The sequence below is a fragment of the Stieleria sedimenti genome (genome assembly GCF_025060895.1).
GTDB classification, from domain to species: domain Bacteria; phylum Planctomycetota; class Planctomycetia; order Pirellulales; family Pirellulaceae; genus Stieleria; species Stieleria sedimenti.
In genome coordinates this window covers 1-16,453 of sequence record NZ_JANZKV010000183.1, presented here as the reverse complement: position 1 = coordinate 16,453, position 16,453 = coordinate 1, and the positions used below count along the sequence as shown (strand labels likewise).

Here is a 16,453-nt window from a genome sequence, read left to right as displayed (position 1 = left end):
GGCGATGAGCGGGTCAACCGACCGGTGGGGGACCGTCGCAGCAGTGGTCGGCAAGGTGAGTTGAATGAATCAGAAAAAGCAGCGAGGCAAAACACGGCAGTTGATTTTGATCGCGACTGCATTGATCGTGATCCCCGGAACCTTCGGCTATATCGAGTTTTGGTTATCACGGCCGATCGGCGAAGGCCCGGCCGGACCGGAGGTCGATCGCACTCATTTTGAAAACGTTTGGTCGGATCGTGCCGTTCGCGTGGTCGGCATCGGAGACAGCATCACGGCGGGGCTGGGCGCAAAATCACCCAAACATACGTTCTTCAATCGGTTGATCCAGAATCCATCGGATGAATACGAACCGATGCGTGGTATTTGCCTTTCATCCGTGTTGCCCAATCTTGCCGCTGAAAACTTCGCGATCTCTGGTTCGGAATCGAATCTCCATCTGGACGTGATTCGTGAAACGATTCCGACGTACCCGGACGCCTTCGGAATCATCTTGATGACGTCCGGCGGAAATGATTTGATTCACAGCTACGGCCGCAGCCCGCCTCGCGAGTGCGCGATGTACTCCGCGACGCTTGAGCAAGCGAAACCTTGGATCGACAATTTTCGGGATCGACTGGACACGATGCTTCGGGAGATTGCCGCGAAATTTCCGGCAGGTTGTGAAATCTACATCGGTGATATCTACGACCCGACCGACGGCGTCGGCGATGCGCCGAGCATCTTCTTGCCGGATTGGCCCGACGGTTTAGCGATCCACGCCCGCTACAACCAAGTGATACGCAACGTTGCGTCCCAATACGAGTTCGTGCATGTCGTTCCTCTCCATGAAACGTTTCTTGGCCACGGATCGCACTGCAGACAGTTCTGGCGTTCAAGTTACGACAGCGACGACCCACACTATTGGTTCTTCACCAACATCGAAGACCCCAATGATCGCGGATACGATGCGATCCGAAGAGTGTTCCTCAACACCATCCTTGCCAAGACGACGCTCAAATAGAAAAAGGGGAAAGGGGTTTTTATGGTGTTCTCTTTTCGAGAGGAGGCGATGAAAATGCTGCACGCCTTCGCCGGAATCGTCATACTTTACAGTGCCAGTCTCCGAAACACTCACCTTTGCGAGACGACATTCCCGTTTTAGAGTTAGAGGGCACGCGATGATTACAAAACCACAGCTCGACTCCTTTGTCGGTCAGACCATTTCGGATATCTGCCCAAACAAGTTTCACGACAACTCCGCGAATCATTGCGCACACTTCGTCTCGCACGTCCTGAATTTGCATTTCGGCTATGATTGCAAGCAGCACAAGGGAGGTACGGAACCGGGTGCAAACATTCGTGTCCACGAAATCTTTGCTCGGTGCCCGAAGGTCGCCGAAATCAATCAGACCACGACGACCCTGACTGGGATCATTTTTGTCAGCGGCAGCAAGAACTTTGTCACCCGTGGCGAAAAAACTACACTCAAGAACGTGCCAAAGAAGCATGTCGGATTGCTGCTCAGCGGCATCGTGTGGCACTATTCAAACACTCGCAACAAAGTCATCACGCAGCCGATGTCACAATTCCTGTTTCACTACAAGGGCCAGACGAATTCCATGTGGCACGGCACGCTTCCGCCAGGGGCGCGAGCAATCAGCTTTCAACAATGCTGAGAGACCGAAGACCTCCGAATCACCCCGTTTCCCTTCCCCTTTTGCGTTGTTGCTTCATGTTGAATTTTTGTGTGTCGTCATTTCGCGAAGTCAACGCAGGGACAGGTGGAGGATCACGCCGGACAATGAACATCGCATTTAGAGATCGCCACTCGATGTCGAGTGGAAAACGACTGTCGGATCTTGATCGTGGGATAGGCTTCCAGCCTGTCGATGCTGAAATGACAGGCTGGAAGCCTATCCCACTTATTCCCCACTCGATGACCCGACTTTTTCTTTGCGGCTGGCTGATTGGCGGCTTGGCCTCGGCTTCTGGATTGGTTTCCGCACAAGAGTCCGTTGATTGCTCGAAGATCGCGTTCAATCCTGACCGCTGGCGAGATGCCGGATTGAGTTTTCAGATGTCGGCATGGCAGGGTGAGACAATCGTCTTTCTCGCGCGCCCTGGCGACTATAATTCGGACCAAATGATGAAGTTTGTCAACGTGCTCGATCGCGGCTGGGAGGTCTACTTGCGACTGGTTGGTAAGAAACCGGGGTTGTATCGGCATCTGAATCAAAAGCCAACGATTTGCGCAGTACCAGATTCAAAATTGACCTGCGGGTATGGGTGTGGATACGTCGGCACTTCCGGAATCGAAGTCGCTGGATTCTACAATACCGATTGGCCCCAGTTCGTCGCCCACCCCGATGTCTTTTCACACTATTACTTTTACGAGATGGGGCGTAACTTTTTCGTTTTCGGCGACCGACACAATCTGTTCACGACCGGCTACGCAGTCTTCATGCGGCGTGTCTGCATGGACAGTCTCGGACTGAAAGACGCGGACGGCGATCGGACTCGTCAAGTCATCGAGAGCTGCGAAGAGATTTATGCAAAGTCCGATGTCAAGTTTCTGGACGCATTTACCAATGTGTCGAGTGGGGAAAAGGCTCATCGGCTGAAAGACGAAGCGGGCCGTACCATCTACCCGAGCGACCAGCCGGTCATGTACGCCTCGGCGATGCATAAACTGCGCAAGCATTTTGGCGGAGAACGATGGGTCAGGAAGTTTCTCTATTCACTTCACCAGTGCAAAGAATTCCCGGCAACCGACGAAGCTTCCGCCATGTCCCAATGCCTGAACTGGTTCGTCTGTGCGTCGAAAGCCGCAGGAAAAGACCTGACGCCCGTCTTCCGTGATCGCTGGCGAATGCCGCTTAGCGAAAAGCAACTCACCATCATTAGGGAGATCGATTGGAGTGATGGAGCACTGCCCGTCGCAAGCGTCGTTGACCGGTTGTTGGCGGCGAATTCTTGATGCCGCAGTGTTGGTTCGAAGGAAAAAAGGGGAAAGGGGCAATAGTGTTCGGCCCGGCGTGTGCGTTGCGCGAGCAATCTTTGCCAGCAATTCGGTGCTCGCGTTTACGGCGGACTCGACGGCGCGATGTCGGCCGGAAGCTAACGCCCGCTTCTGGATTGTTCTGGCCGAAGGTCATCGGCGCAGAAGCGGGGGCAGCGTTTTGATCTCGGGTGGCCCACGCAGTGATCATCAGCCCCACGACTCCCACGTTTCCGGCGATGTGTGATCGAGTCGGTTTTTCTTTTACTAAAAGGACCATTCCGTCAATCGCACGACGCGCCGTTGCTTGGGAGTCGTGCGGAAGTGACGTTCCGAATAGTCCCAATGAGATCAAGACGCCGATTCTGACCGGACGCGGATGAACTGCGTGCATGAGATTCCAGAAGCTGGCGCAAGCTTCTTCGGTGATCATCGAGCTCAACAAGATGTCAACGCACCCGAATGGTTTCAGCGTATTTTCCGGCCGTTCGTGAAACATCCACAGCGGTCGCGATGTCAATGTATTTCGGTTGGTGTTACCGGGAAACAGCGACGCCGATCTGCAATTTCTCGACGAAATCACTTTCCGAGCATCAGCCGATTGCGATGCTACGTTGTGACATGGCGACCACGACCAAGAAACGACCAAAGCGACGAAAACCCAAGCAAGCTGCGACGGCTGATCGTCCGGAGAAGGCGAAGGCTGAGAAGAAGCCCGACTTGAACGTTGAAGGGCTCAAGTACTTCGCGATGCTTCGGCCGTTGCTGGAGCATCTACAAATAGGAAGAGGGGAAAGGGGTTTTAAAGGAAAGTGAGACAAGAAAATGGATGACAGGAAAATTTGGGAGGATCGTTGCGAACGTGGAATCCAGGTCGGAGACCGCCGCAATGAACCAGGTCAGTTCATTTCCCGCACTCCATTTTCTTGTCAACCATTTTCTTGCCGACCCTCCTTCCGACTCCCCCATTTTTCTGCCCGCGATTTTCCTGCCATCTCTGTCGTTCCCTGACACGAATTACGCGGATCCGAACAAGGCCAGTAGGTGGGTGTCACTCTCTGAGACAGCAACCGCTCAGCAGAGCGAAGGTGGGCAGAACGCAACATGTCCATGAATGTCCTTTGCCGGAATGTTGATTTCTGAAGTAGCTGCGGTTGCCCGACGGCAACTTGTGCGAACCGAAGTGGCGTTGTCGCTCGTCGTTCTTAATGGCCTTGCCAGCGTCAACAACCGCTTTGTTTCGGGCCTGGAACTCAGGATCGTCAGGTTCCGTTCGGATACTTGAACGTGAGGTTTTCAATGGTGCCGGTAAAGTGATTCGGGGCGGTATAGGCCCCGACGGGCTGGGCCAGATCTGCACCGATCTGAATGGAGTCGCCGGGTTCGCGCGGGAGGATGCCTGCTTCCGCCTTTCCGGCGAGCTTGCCATTCACTTTCAGAAACATCTCACCCTTGGGATTCCAGTTCGCTTCGAAGGGGGTCGGACCGGCGATCGCGGCAGAGGAACGGACCACAGTGCGTTCTTCGCCGGCGCAGGCGGCAAAGCACAGATGCCCCTGATCGAGGTAGACGCTGTAGCCGGCTCGACTGTCGCCGTGAGCGAAGATCACCCCGGAGGGAGAACGGGAGTCAATGGTCCCCTTGATCTGAAGCGATCGACCTCCCGCCACTTTCGGCGCACGAAACGCCGGCAGGTCGAGCCATGACTTTCCATCCAACTGAAGCGAACCGGAATCGCCGTTGACGCCATGGCTGACGAATCGAAGCAGTTGATTGCTGGCGAGGATTGCGATCGTGGGCACGGGGGCGGTGAGGGGAGCCTGGTCATCGAATGCAAAGCCGACGTCGTCGGCCCAGGCCGCGATCTGGCGGGCCATCGCTGCGGCCCGCTTCGGTTGCACAGAGAGAAGATTGGTCGTCTCGCCTTCATCCGCTTCGAGATCGAAGAGTTGGGCTTCACTGCCATCGGGATTGACCAAAAATTTCCAGCGACCGTCGCGCATCGCGAACGTGGGGCTCTGGTGCTCCGGCTTGCCGCCTTTGAGAATGGCGTGCGGATGGCCGTATTGCCAGAACACTGGCTTGCCGCGAGGGGCGGGATGGCCCAGAAGAACGCCGCCACGGTCGAGACCATCGAGGTGATTCTCGACCGGAACGCCGGCGAATCGACAGAGGGATCATCGGAAACGGACTTGAACTTGTCGGCACTGCCGGGAAGCGGCACGTGCGCGTCATGAACATCGTTGGGGAACAGCCTGACATAGAACGGGCCGTCGCGGTGGCGCCGGATGAAATCGATCGTGCGATCGGTCTGGATCTGCATCCTCTCCCAACGCTCACAGGGAATAATCTTTCCGCGTCCCAGGGCACGCGCCCGTTCGATGGCGTTTGGGTTGTTTTCGATGATGCGATCGCCAAGGCCTTCGAATGAAACCAGGGACTCGTCGAATCCATACGCCTGAGGCAGAGGTGCATCGTCGACGTCGCGACCGCCCCCCATGTGCCATTTGCCGAAATGAGCGGTCGCGTAACCGGCGGCTTTGAGTTTCCTTGCGGTCGTCGGGGCGGACGGGTCGAGGTAATCTGCCATGCTGCGGTTCGCGTTTCCCGCCCGAGTGTTCAGGTACGAATGGATTTTCCAACGCCCCTGATACAGACCGGTGGTGAGCGAGACTCGCGAGGCAGAACAGATCGGCGAATTGACATAAAAATTAGTCAACTTGATGCCATCGGCGGCGAGCTTGTCGATGTTCGGCGTCCGGATGAGCGGATTACCAAAGCAGCTCGGATCGGCGAACCCCATGTCATCGATAAAGATGACAACGATGTTTGGGGCTTCGCTACTTGAATCGCTGCCAGAAGCTTCCGCAGCCGCCAATTCGCGGCATGTCGAAACTGCGATCAACGCGAGAACGGCCAGAGTGTGTTGTTTCATCGTGACAGGACTTTTCTCTCTGAGACTGGGCTCTATTCGGCATCGATACGAGTGGGATAGGGCTGCCGTTCCACTGCAACCGGAGCACGCTCGCCGGCCTACCGGTTCGGTTTGGCGACGCGTGCTCCCGGTGCGGGCTTCGACGTTGCGGTTTTGGGATATGGCATCTTGGCGTCGACTTCGTCACGCCAGTCGTGCAGCATCTGCTTCAGCTTTTGAGCGATCATGGGCTGAGACTTCGCGACGTCGTTCTGTTCACCCATGTCATTTCCCAAGTCGAAAAGCTGCACCGTTCCGTTTTCGTAGTACTCGAGTAACTTGAACTTTCCGAATCGAATCGCACCGCCGGGGCTTTGGAAGCCGTGATTGCTGTAGTGGGGGAAATGCCAATAGATGGGTCCGCGGTCGTAGTCGTCTGCTTTCAAAGCGGGGACAAAACTTCGGCCGTCGACGTGCTGTTCCGGTAACGCGGGAAGGCCCAGCATCTCGAGCAAAGTTGGATAGTAATCGGTTCCCGTGACGACCGCGTGCGAAGTGGAGTTTGGAGGTGTCTTGCCTGGCCAGTGCACAATCAAAGGCACGCGAATCCCACCTTCGTAGTTCCAGCCTTTGGCCCCCCGAAGCGGCAGATTGGAGCTTGCGAAGCGGGAATCGAGCGTCTGGCGAGGATGATCGATGCCGCGATACTGGTTCGACGCCGACATGCCGCCGTTGTCGGACGTGAAAATGATGATCGTGTTGTCTTCGAGCCCAAGTTCCTGAAGCTTTGCACGGATTCGACCGAGGCTTTCATCGGTCGCCTCAACCATCCCGGCAAACTCGACGTTGTCCTGCTTTTGCTTGACCCACCAAACCCGCTCTTTCTGGTGCAATTCAGCGTTGTCGCTTTCTGCTAAGAATTTGAGCTTGTCCGCTGAGATCGCAGGCCCGTCGGGATTGGGCTCCAGAATGTAATCTGGGCCTTCCTGTTCCGTCATCGACGCGAGTTTCTGTTGGTACTTCCGAACCAAATCCTTGCGGCCCTGGATCGGATCATGGACGGAGAAATGTTCCAGGTGCACAAAGAACGGCTTGTGTTTGTTTCGTGAGATGAAATCAATGGCGGCCTCTGTCAGCTTGTCGGTGTAGTAATCGCCCTGTTTCGACGGCAAGGTCTTCTCGTACGTCGGTGAAAACGGATGGAAGTAGGATCTGACCCAACCGGTGATCGCTTCATCGAATCCGTAAGTCGTGGGATCTTTGTTCAGATGGGCCTTGCCGTAGTTGGCGGTGGCATAGCCGTGCTCGTGCAATGTCTCCGCCAATGTTTGCTCTTCATCAGGCAATGCGGTGATCTTTGCGCCATGATGTAAGTTTTCATAGTCACGTTCAGGACGCCCACCCAGCCATTCGGTTAAATTCGTGCGTGCGGGATACTTCCCGGTCAGAATACTCGCGCGACTCGGAGAGCAAACGTGGCATGTTGCGTAGGCATTCTTGAAAAGCATGCCTTCTTTTGCCAACTGATCAATCGCCGGCGTCTCATAAAACTGGCTGCCGTAGCAACCCACATCCCGCCAGCCAAGATCGTCGACGAGAAAGAAGATCACATTGGGCTTTGACTGCGCGTGCACGTCAGTGCAGGGCGTCAGTGACAGCAGGGCGCAAAGCACGAGCAACGCGGCGGTATTCCAGGTTCTCATCGTTTGTTTCTCTTGTCGTCAAGATTCTCGTTGATTCGCGAATCATTCACGGCCGGCGAAGGGCACCCCTCCTTGGGAACTTCGACGTTCGCGGTCCAGAGAATTGCGTTCAACACGACTTTGCGAAAGTTTTCATCCTGCCAGCTGACATGGTTGTGGGCTGACGCGTAGTCCGAGCGACGTGTTCTTGCCCTGCGGAACACCCAACTTGAGTTTAGCTGAAGGCGCGCCCCAGGCGTCACGTTGGACTATCGTTTGGAAAGCCATCCACCGGGCTGCTCTGTTGCCGTCACCTGAGTATCGGCGTACCACGATCTGAGCTGTTTCCGCATGCTCGCAACTCGGGCCGGATGCCGCTCTGCGATGTCGGTTGTTTCACCCGGATCCTCCGCCAGGTTGTAGAGTTCCGTCCGGGCATTCTCGAACGTCCCGGGAGCGGCTTTGGGATGCAACACCACCAGTTTCCATTCGTCCTGTCGGATCGCTTCGCTGCGTCCGCCTCCGTTTGACAGCGAAGCCCAGTACAGAGCACGTTTCGGTAAGGACTCCCCGTGGAGCACGACATCACCGAAGCTGACTCCGTCGAGCTTCACATCACATGTCACTTCCGCCAGGTCGAGCAGCGTTGGCATGACATCGATACTGATCAACGGTTCGTTGGATCGCGTGCCAGCTTCGATTCTTCCCGGCCACCAGACGATCGCGGGAACTTTATGGCCGCCTTCATAGATCGAGCCCTTTCGGCCGCGATAATCATCCGAATCCGGCCAGTCAGCAGCTGGTCCGTTGTCTGAGAAAAACAGGACGAATGTGTTCCGGTCGATCCCAAGCTCAACCAGCGTCTTTCGAATCTGGCCGACACCTTCATCCAGAGGCATCGTCATCCCTTTGAATTTGGCAATCCTTTCCTCGGCGGAGTGCTCCTGCCATTTCCAGCGATCCCATTTTTCGACCGTTCGACGCACGGGATCGCCGGGAACCTGAACGGGATTGTGAATGGCTTCGTGGGCCACATAGAGGCAGAACGGCGCATCAGCCATTGCCTGTCGGCGGATGAAAGCGTCGGCATAGCGGTTCAACAGGTGAGTCGTGTAGCCGTCTTCATTGGTTTCCTGACGGCCATGCCACCAGTCATGCCGATAGTGGTCGCCGACATGGCTGACGAAGTCGATGTTGCCGCTGTGGTAGCCGATGAATTCATCGAAGCCATGATTCTGCGGATGATAGTCCTGAGAGTTCTGCGGATACCCCTGGTGCCATTTCCCGACAATTCCCGTCGCGTAACCGGCCTGCTTCAACACTTCAGCGAACGTCGTTTCTGACTTCTGCAGCCCTTTGCGATGTTCCGGATGGTCGGCGCGAGGGTGGATGACGGCTTCGATGCCCGCTCGCTGCTGATAACGACCAGTCAACAATCCCGCACGAGTGGGCGAGCAGACTGTTCCGGACGAATGAAAGTCCGTCAGACGCATACCTTCTTCAGCCAGTCTGTCGATTTCAGGCGTCCTGAAATACGGATTCCCAAAGCAACTGACTCCCTCGTAGCCCATGTCATCCACCATGATGATCACGAAGTTTGGTGGTGTCGCTTCATCTGCGGTTGATGCGGAACCTCCCGGAGAACTGATCGTTGGCTTTGAATTCGGCGGGACGGGCGCCGTCGAAACGTTGTCGTCAGCGTTCAACCCAACCAGCGGCCCAAGCAGCAGGCCAGTAAGGAGGGCAAGCGTTCGCATCATCCTATTGTCCATCGTTGAGCTTCTATTGCCGGTGAAGGTGACGAGCATGCGCGGCGGCGAGCGTTTAAGCGACGAAAGGAATATAACTGCCGGATCTCTTGAAGTGGGATAGGCTTCCAGCCTGTCGTTTCAGCGTCGACAGGCTGGAAGCGTATCCCACTTAGATTCCGTGCGTTGCTAAGTCTAACGAACAAGCACGAGGCGAAATCGTGGTGATCCCTCTCGTAGCTTAGTGAAGGCCTCGTTGATGTCGCTCATCGGAAACACCTCCGTCATGGGAGAAATCTTGTGCCGCGCGACGAAGTCGAGCATCGTTCGTGTCGTCGCGATGCTGCCGGTGGGGGAGGACGAAAACGACTTTTGTCCCATGATCATCGGGAAAACCGTCGCCGTAATGGACGGGGCCGCACCGACCGTGTGCAGTGCCCCACGCGGTGCGAGAGCCGCGATGTAGGCGTCCCACGGCAACTCGGCATCGGTGGTATTGAGAATGAGGTCAAACTTCCCCGCGACCTTTTCCAGCGATCCCTCTTCGTTGGTGGCAAGGAACTCGTGCGCGCCGAGCTGCCGTGCCTCCGACTCTTTCGAGCGGCTTCGCGAAATTGCGGTGACTTCGCAGCCCCATGCGTTGCAAAACTGAATCGCCATGTGGCCCAGACCCCCGATACCCACGACGCCGACGCGTGCCGTCGGCGACAATTCAAATTGCACCAACGGGTTGAATACCGTCAGCCCGCCGCACAGCAGGGGGCCTGCCGATGCCGCATCAACGCCGTCGGGAATCTTGGTTGCCCAGCCCCAATGGCAGCGAACCTTGTCGGCAAAACCACCGTGCTGATGGGTAATAGTCCCCTGAGCCGACACGCACAAATTATGGTCACCGGCGATACAGCGATCGCAGTGCATGCAGCTTCGGCTTGTCCAACCCAGCCCGACCAAGTCCCCTTCGTTGAGACTCGGGACATGATCGCCTACCGCAGCGACGCGGCCGATGACTTCATGCCCGCCGACGAAGGGATACTCGGTCATCTGCCACTCATTGTCGACCATCGATAGATCGCTGTGACAGATCCCGCATGATTCGACCTTGATCTCGATGTCGTCAGGCCCCAACGAGCCCGCATCGTACTCAAAGGGCTCAAAAGATCCGCCCGGCTTGTGAGCCGCATACGCTTCAATGGTAGACATGCATCTCTCGTGGTCGAAGGACTGGTGGAATGCTTGGTTGCGATCGTCGACTCGCTTCGAGGACTGTAGGGGCGAGCCAAGGCGATCGCGAACCGCGAGATTCCCAGCAGCGTAGTACTCCAAGTGGTGGGTCGACTTTTGAAACTTTGAGTGCCGCCGAAACGAAGCGAGATCCCGTTTGAGGGGCAATTTGACGCCAGGCTACTTGCGGTACCGACCAATTCGGGGAAAAATGAACCCCTTCATCAGGTTTGCCCCCCTCTTTTTACGAATGAGCCATTGGAATGTCACGCTTGATTCACTCCGTCATGTTCGCGTTCAGCCTTTTCGTCCTTTCGATCTCGGCTGTCGGCTGCGGTGGCCCTGACAACGCCGTCATCGAAGACACTCGGTCGGATGCCGAAATCCAACAAGAAATGGAAGATTACGAAAAGGAGATGGAAGCAGCTGCAGCTGAAGATGTCACCCAATAGTCCTCGATTACTGACGGTTTCGTGAAGCACGCGGCGTGTTTGAATGGCTAGACGCGGAAATCAATCGCAAAAGCCTCGCCAAGCGCCGCCGACTTCGAAGGGTGTTGCCCCGACGGGCACGGCGTCCGCCAATCGCCCTTCCTTTGCGATCCTCCTAGCGAGCACTTGTGGGCTCGCTTTTTTTCTGCGCTTGCTGCACGTCTTGCAGACGTTTGAAGTTCCAACGCTGGTTCAATTGCTGGGAGATGCCAAAGGGTACGTCGACTGGGCAATCAAGATCAGCGATGGCGATTGGTATGGCACCGAGACCTTTTACCAGGCGCCCCTGTACCCCTATTTCTTGGCGGTCCTGATTTCGATCTTCGGCCCCAGCATCACCCTGATCCGACTGGTTCAGATGATGCTGGGTGTTGCCGGCGTGGCCTTGATCGGCCTGGCAGGTCGCAAACTGTTTTCGGAGCGAGTCGGACTGGTCTCCGCACTGATGCTGGCCGCCTACCCGCCTGCCATTTATTACGACGGCATCATTCAAAAAGCCGCGCTGGCGACATTTCTGCTGTGCGCCGTGATCGCAGCCTGCGTTTATCTGCAAACCGAGCAACGTTGGTGGTACGCGGTCTTGGTCGGGGTGTCACTGGGCCTGTTGGTGCTGGCGCGAGAGAACGCGCTGCTCTGGACCCCGTTGATTCCCGTTTGGATCCTGCTGGGGCTACGCGAAACGAATTGGCACCGATGGAAACTGGTCGGCTGTTACGCCGGCGGGATTGCCTTGATTTTGCTGCCTGTCGCGGCCCGCAATGGTTCACTCGGAGGGGAGTGGTCGCCGACGACGTTTCAAGCGGGCCCCAACTTCTACATCGGCAACAACATCGAAGCGAACGGAATCTACGTGCCCTTGGTTCCCGGTCGCGGAACACCAATGTACGAGCGTGCGGACGCGGAACGTTTGGCCGAACAAGCCGTCGGCCATGAGCTGTCCGCCCGCGAAGTCTCTCAGTTTTGGATGTCGCGAGCCTGGGAAGAAATTCGGCAGGCACCCGGTCGCTGGCTGCAACTGATGGTCGCGAAAACGTTCATGGTGTTCAATCGCTACGAAGTCCCCGACGTCGAAAGCATGTACATCTTTCGCGAGTACTCCGTCCCGTTGCAGATGAGCCGAATCTGGCACTTCGGCATCCTGTGCCCGCTGGGAATCTGGGGCCTGGTCGCGACCTGGCGGGACTGGCGAAAGCTGTGGTTGTACTACCTGCTCTTGCTGACGATGATCGCGGCCGTGGTGGGGTTCTTTATCCTGGGTCGATATCGCAACCCGGTCGCAATCCTGTTCATCCCATTTGCGGCCGCTGGCGCGGTCGACCTGTTCGCACGCACCTGGGCAGCAAACCGGCGATCGATCGGCGTCGTCGCGGTCCTGCTGGTCTCCGGAATCTTCTGCAACATTCGCGTTCATGAAGAACGGTCCCTGCAAGCGAGCTGTTACATGAACCTGGGGATTGCGGCCTGCAAGGCGGGCAATCTGCCGTCCGGGATCCAGTTGCTGCAGCATGCGGTTGCCGAGTTTCCCGAAATGGCTGAGGGGTACGTCAATCTTGGCCGGGCGTACATGCTCAATCGACAGCCAGCTCGCGCGGTACCGTGCTTCCAGACCGCCCTGATGCTTGATCCACGGCTTCTGGGTGTCCATTACCAGCTCGGCGAGGCGCTGGAGTACTCCGGTGAGCGACGGCAAGCGATCGAGCAATATCGACGCGCCTTGACCGAAACCCCACCCGATGCGCGAGCCGCCGAAGCGCTGAGCCGAATCCGCTAGCGGCCTGTCGATTGAAGCCCGCACGCGTTAGCAAGGGGCCACGCGGCGCTCCTCGCTCACGCGTCGCGCCTGGCATGATCACGTTGATTTCGGAACATCGACTAAATCGACAGGCCGCTAGCCCGAGGAAACAAGGGGCGGGTAGAAAAAAGCCTGACCCAAAAGGCTACGTTTTCCCGCGTTTAGCACCAAATCGGCAGCAAGCCCCCCCCGCCGGCCTAAACGATACCAGTCCCGAGGCGGCCTTCGTCTCTGGTTGAAATTGGAAAAACTCACCGGATTATTGCTCCACACTATCCCGGTTTAAGGTTATATTGATCTGCCTTATTGGGGACTTCTTCCCCCGAATCTCTATTCGATGTCTTTTTCTATTTTTGGAGTCTCAGAATGCAAAGACCTCATTCTCTGCGGCAGGGTTTCACGTTGGTGGAACTACTTGTCGTCATCGCCATTATTGGCATTTTGGTTGGCTTGTTGTTGCCGGCTGTTCAGGCAGCCCGCGAAGCTGCGCGGCGAATGTCATGCAGCAACAATTTCAAGCAGATTGGGCTTGCGATGCACAACTATCACACCGCGTTCAAGCAGATCCCTACGAACGGTACCGGTAGTGAGCGTACAGCAGGCACTCCCAACCCAACCAACGATTGCAACCGACTTTTCCTGAGTTGGCTGGTACCTATCCTGCCCTACATGGAGCAGCAAGGCTTGTGGGATCAGATCTCGAATCCCAGCAGGGAGCGGGCCGGTGGTGGAACTCCGGCAGGAACCGGGGGCGTCTGGCAGGCGATGGGCCCTTGCCCATGGCAAACCCAGTACATCCCTTGGGCGACCCAAGTGCCGGCATTCCGTTGCCCCAGCGACCCGGCACAGTCTCTTGCTGCCGGGCAACTTGCACGGACGAACTATGCCTGTAATCTCGGCGATGCCGTTGACCGATCCAACAATGGTGGTGTCAATGACTTCGGAGAATTCGGCAACAACGATGCTGCCGCCCGAGCTGAAAACTGGGCCGTTGAACGGGCACGTGCCGCCCAGCGCGGGTTCTTTTGGAATCGTAACGAGATGAAGTTCCGGGACGTTTTGGACGGACTCTCCAACACCATTGCTGCCGCTGAAGTGGTCACTTCGGGCGGCAAACGCGAGGTCAAAGCCGACTTCGTCCGGAACATCCAAATGCGGGCTCCGGGTTCCAACAACAACACGATCCTGACTCCGGCCCGATGCAAGACAGGCGCTCACATCGACCCGGATAAGCCTAATTTTTACGACGAGACCGCTTTGGTGAGCGCATCGCTGTCCCAGTCAAAGCACAGTCGCTGGGCGGATTGCCGGGCCTATTACACCGCGTTCCACACCATCCTTCCACCCAATAATCCCAATTGCGTGGACGCCAACAACGACGGGAACCATTCCGGTGTGATCTCGACCGCCGGTAGCCGTCATACAGGTGGTGCTCACGTGCTGATGGGCGATGGTGCCGTGATCTTTATGAGTGACAGTGTCGACGGTGGCGATCCAGAGTTGCCGACGGTCTGCGTCCAGCGTTCCGACGTGGTTGGCGTGGCCAGTGTACCTGGAAGCAGTAGCAACTACGGATTGTGGGGTGCCCTGGGCACACGTGATTCGGGTGAAACCATCGAAGAACAGCTCAACCAATAAGGTTGACAGCAAGCTATCGATCATCGAAACCTCGTCCGCAATCAGCGGGCGAGGTTTTTTCTTGGACCGGTGACCTGCTTTTCGGCTGAAACGGCTGAACGTTCTCTACCGCGGCGTGAAATGCAGCGTTTCGAGAATCCTGGTCGAGGAGCCTGCACTGCTCATCGAGGCGATCTCGTCACTCTTCATTCTCGACGCCGCTCTTGATGAACCGGCTGGTCGCCATTTCATCGACGCGAATGTAATGATCACGAAGTGGTGGAAAGACATCGCCCTCGATGCTCTTGAGACGCAATTTTTCGGTCGGGCGTTGTGGCATGTGGCAGTCGATGCAGTTTCCGGCAAAGTCGACACCAGGTTGAGGAAACAATCCGCAATCACTTTCGCTTTCGTGACAGTTCATGCAGCGATTGGAAAACAGTTTTCGATCCCCACGCTCGTTGTGATGTGGGTCATGGCAATCGATACAGGTCATTTGCGACTGCTGAAAGCAGGCACTTTGTGACAATCGGTTCAATTGATTGCTGGTGTGAACGCTGTTTTTTGCATCGAGTTCATCGTCCGGTGGATGGTAGTGGTCTTGCAGGCGATCGCCGGGCCGAAAACTCAATGCATCGCCTTTCAGCTCCCTCGATCCTCCGTGACACTGAGCACAGATCTCCATCTGGACTTGCCGTTCCAGGTTGGCCGGGTTGGTGATTCCGACGGCGTCTCGCGCGTTTTCGTGTTCGCGGTGATAATCCACGTGCTCCTTTGCCGGCCCGTGACAGCGTTCACAGGTCACACCCAAAATCAATGAATCGGGGGTGTAGCGATTCCTTTGTCCACGGTAATCAAAATACGTCAGGTGGCATTCCAGGCAACGCTGCGGAATCGGCCGGGCGTACGCGGCGTCGCCGTCGATGTATCCGGGGCTGTTGATCCATTGGTTGCCGTCGGTGATGTGCGTGACGTTGTGTTGATAGAGCCCGTCTTTGTGCCAATACAGATACGTCTGAGCCATTTTGGAGGAACCCATGATGATTTCCATCGGGACCTCAAAGCTCCAGTCAAAGAAATGGACGCGTTGAAGAAACTCATCGCGTTTGCGAATCATTTCAAAGGACATGTTGGGGTCGGAGGTCTGGAAGGTGTTGGAGCCGGGTTCAAAGCTTCCGTCGATGGTCGTTTCGTTGACCGGTCGGCTTGTCTTGTAGTGCGCCGTCGCGAGAAACGACTGGTACTTGTCTTGGTGGCACTCCTGGCATTGTTCAGGTCCGACATATCCCGGATTATCATGCAGGGGGGTAAGCCCCACACTCTTCTCCGGAGACTCGCCGGGGCGAAACGGGATTTCGATGCCGCCGCCGTCTTCGTATTTGCCGACGAACCAGATGTTCCCGGGAATTGGACGAACGACCATGTTACCGGGCGGTTCAGAGAGGGCCGACCTTTCCGGTTCATCACCCTTTCGCTGTTGCTGCGCATTCATCAGATCACGAACCAGATCATCATCGCGTTTCCTTTGCATCGCGTCGTAGCCGAGCCAGGCGACGACTGTGATGATCGCAAGGAGTGCGAACCAGCGTTTCAAATTCAAGGTTTCATCTCCTGCGGCGAAGATCTGTCAGAAAACTCGATTGGACCACACGAACGCGTGCTTTGTCCTAATCAGGAAAGAGGGCCTTGGCGGAAGCATTGAGAAAGCATTGCATCACAACAAGCCTTGGATCCGCACCGGTTTGCCAACAGTTTAGCTTAGTCGAGCGTCGTGTGACGGCCGAACCGGGCACGTCTCGGTTTCATACGGGGCCGAGCCCGTCCGGTTTGCCGAAAAATCGACCGAAAGGATCCCGAAACGGCGCGCCCAGCGAGTGCTTTGTTCCAATTTGAAATTAGGGCTGGCCGGCGAAAAGGGGCCGGCGAAAAGGGGTCAGACCCCAATAGTGCGAAGCACCCTTCGGGCCGTTCCGGCTATTGGGGGCTGACCCCTTTTCGCGAATCTCTC

At 56.4% G+C, this 16,453-nt stretch carries 13 protein-coding genes and 1 pseudogene; 8 read left to right on the top strand and 6 right to left on the bottom strand.

The window, feature by feature from the left end:
- Positions 1 to 64: 64 nt before the first annotated feature.
- From NZK35_RS23260 to NZK35_RS23250, 3 genes are all read left to right on the top strand, one after another.
- Complete coding sequence (locus tag NZK35_RS23260; protein ID WP_259634921.1) at positions 65 to 1,003, top strand: SGNH/GDSL hydrolase family protein; 939 nt, start codon at positions 65 to 67, stop codon at positions 1,001 to 1,003.
- A gap of 360 nt (positions 1,004 to 1,363) precedes the next feature.
- On the top strand, positions 1,364 to 2,959 hold the full coding sequence (locus NZK35_RS23255; protein WP_259634920.1) for a hypothetical protein: 1,596 nt from the start codon (positions 1,364 to 1,366) through the stop codon (positions 2,957 to 2,959).
- 483 nt (positions 2,960 to 3,442) lie between these two features.
- The gene (locus tag NZK35_RS23250; protein WP_259634919.1) at positions 3,443 to 3,796 is read left to right on the top strand and encodes a hypothetical protein; all 354 of its coding nucleotides are present in this window, start codon (positions 3,443 to 3,445) and stop codon (positions 3,794 to 3,796) included.
- A 446-nt stretch (positions 3,797 to 4,242) separates the two neighbouring features.
- On the opposite strand, the gene NZK35_RS23245 is transcribed toward NZK35_RS23250, so the two are convergent.
- On the bottom strand, positions 4,243 to 5,058 hold the full coding sequence (locus NZK35_RS23245) for a LamG domain-containing protein (protein WP_259634918.1): 816 nt from the start codon (positions 5,056 to 5,058) through the stop codon (positions 4,243 to 4,245).
- Positions 5,059 to 5,079: 21 nt separating this feature from the next.
- On the opposite strand from NZK35_RS23245, the gene NZK35_RS23240 reads away from it, so the two are divergent.
- On the top strand, positions 5,080 to 5,217 hold the full coding sequence (locus NZK35_RS23240) for a hypothetical protein (protein WP_259634917.1): 138 nt from the start codon (positions 5,080 to 5,082) through the stop codon (positions 5,215 to 5,217).
- 8 nt (positions 5,218 to 5,225) lie between these two features.
- Here NZK35_RS23240 and NZK35_RS34955 read toward each other — a convergent pair.
- The 3 genes and pseudogenes from NZK35_RS34955 to NZK35_RS23225 all read right to left on the bottom strand — a co-directional run.
- Positions 5,226 to 5,783: pseudogene (locus NZK35_RS34955) on the bottom strand (sulfatase-like hydrolase/transferase); the annotation flags it as partial.
- A 230-nt stretch (positions 5,784 to 6,013) separates the two neighbouring features.
- The gene (locus NZK35_RS23230) at positions 6,014 to 7,597 is read right to left on the bottom strand and encodes a sulfatase (protein WP_259634915.1); all 1,584 of its coding nucleotides are present in this window, start codon (positions 7,595 to 7,597) and stop codon (positions 6,014 to 6,016) included.
- A 248-nt stretch (positions 7,598 to 7,845) separates the two neighbouring features.
- Positions 7,846 to 9,159, bottom strand: coding sequence for a sulfatase-like hydrolase/transferase (locus NZK35_RS23225; RefSeq protein WP_259634914.1), 1,314 nt, complete (start codon positions 9,157 to 9,159; stop codon positions 7,846 to 7,848).
- On the opposite strand from NZK35_RS23225, the gene NZK35_RS23220 reads away from it, so the two are divergent.
- Positions 9,158 to 9,448, top strand: coding sequence for a hypothetical protein (locus NZK35_RS23220; protein ID WP_259634913.1), 291 nt, complete (start codon positions 9,158 to 9,160; stop codon positions 9,446 to 9,448). The two genes, NZK35_RS23225 and NZK35_RS23220, sit on opposite strands and share 2 nt — an antisense overlap.
- A 71-nt stretch (positions 9,449 to 9,519) precedes the next feature.
- Here the strand turns inward: NZK35_RS23220 and ahr are convergent, their stop codons facing one another.
- Positions 9,520 to 10,524 carry an NADPH-dependent aldehyde reductase Ahr gene (gene ahr, locus NZK35_RS23215; RefSeq protein WP_259634912.1) on the bottom strand — a complete coding sequence of 335 codons (1,005 nt, stop codon included), beginning with the start codon at positions 10,522 to 10,524 and terminating at the stop codon, positions 9,520 to 9,522.
- 284 nt (positions 10,525 to 10,808) lie between these two features.
- Between ahr and NZK35_RS23210 the strand changes: the two genes are divergently transcribed.
- From NZK35_RS23210 to NZK35_RS23200, 3 genes are all read left to right on the top strand, one after another.
- Positions 10,809 to 10,997 carry a hypothetical protein gene (locus NZK35_RS23210; RefSeq protein WP_259634911.1) on the top strand — a complete coding sequence of 63 codons (189 nt, stop codon included), beginning with the start codon at positions 10,809 to 10,811 and terminating at the stop codon, positions 10,995 to 10,997.
- 202 nt (positions 10,998 to 11,199) lie between these two features.
- The gene (locus tag NZK35_RS23205) at positions 11,200 to 12,807 is read left to right on the top strand and encodes an ArnT family glycosyltransferase (RefSeq protein ID WP_259634910.1); all 1,608 of its coding nucleotides are present in this window, start codon (positions 11,200 to 11,202) and stop codon (positions 12,805 to 12,807) included.
- A 387-nt stretch (positions 12,808 to 13,194) separates the two neighbouring features.
- Entirely contained in the window at positions 13,195 to 14,466 is a 1,272-nt protein-coding gene (locus NZK35_RS23200) for a DUF1559 domain-containing protein (protein ID WP_259634909.1), read from the top strand.
- 178 nt (positions 14,467 to 14,644) lie between these two features.
- Here NZK35_RS23200 and NZK35_RS23195 read toward each other — a convergent pair whose 3' ends face one another.
- Positions 14,645 to 16,045: a multiheme c-type cytochrome gene (locus tag NZK35_RS23195; protein WP_259634908.1), complete on the bottom strand. Its 1,401-nt coding sequence runs from the start codon at positions 16,043 to 16,045 to the stop codon at positions 14,645 to 14,647.
- Positions 16,046 to 16,453: the final 408 nt, after the last annotated feature.

Excerpts from the sequence above, each read along its gene's own strand:
- NZK35_RS23240 (WP_259634917.1), top strand. The coding sequence starts at position 5,080 with ATGGCCCAGAAGAACGCCGCCACGGTCGAGACCATCGAGGTGATTCTC.
- NZK35_RS23225 (WP_259634914.1), bottom strand. The coding sequence starts at position 9,159 with ATGGTGGATGACATGGGCTACGAGGGAGTCAGTTGCTTTGGGAATCCG.
- NZK35_RS23250 (WP_259634919.1), top strand. The coding sequence starts at position 3,443 with ATGGTTTCAGCGTATTTTCCGGCCGTTCGTGAAACATCCACAGCGGTC.
- NZK35_RS23220 (WP_259634913.1), top strand. The coding sequence starts at position 9,158 with ATGATGATCACGAAGTTTGGTGGTGTCGCTTCATCTGCGGTTGATGCG.
- NZK35_RS23200 (WP_259634909.1), top strand. The coding sequence starts at position 13,195 with ATGCAAAGACCTCATTCTCTGCGGCAGGGTTTCACGTTGGTGGAACTA.
- NZK35_RS23260 (WP_259634921.1), top strand. The coding sequence starts at position 65 with ATGAATCAGAAAAAGCAGCGAGGCAAAACACGGCAGTTGATTTTGATC.
- NZK35_RS23230 (WP_259634915.1), bottom strand. The coding sequence starts at position 7,597 with ATGAGAACCTGGAATACCGCCGCGTTGCTCGTGCTTTGCGCCCTGCTG.
- NZK35_RS23210 (WP_259634911.1), top strand. The coding sequence starts at position 10,809 with ATGTCACGCTTGATTCACTCCGTCATGTTCGCGTTCAGCCTTTTCGTC.
- ahr (WP_259634912.1), bottom strand. The coding sequence starts at position 10,524 with ATGTCTACCATTGAAGCGTATGCGGCTCACAAGCCGGGCGGATCTTTT.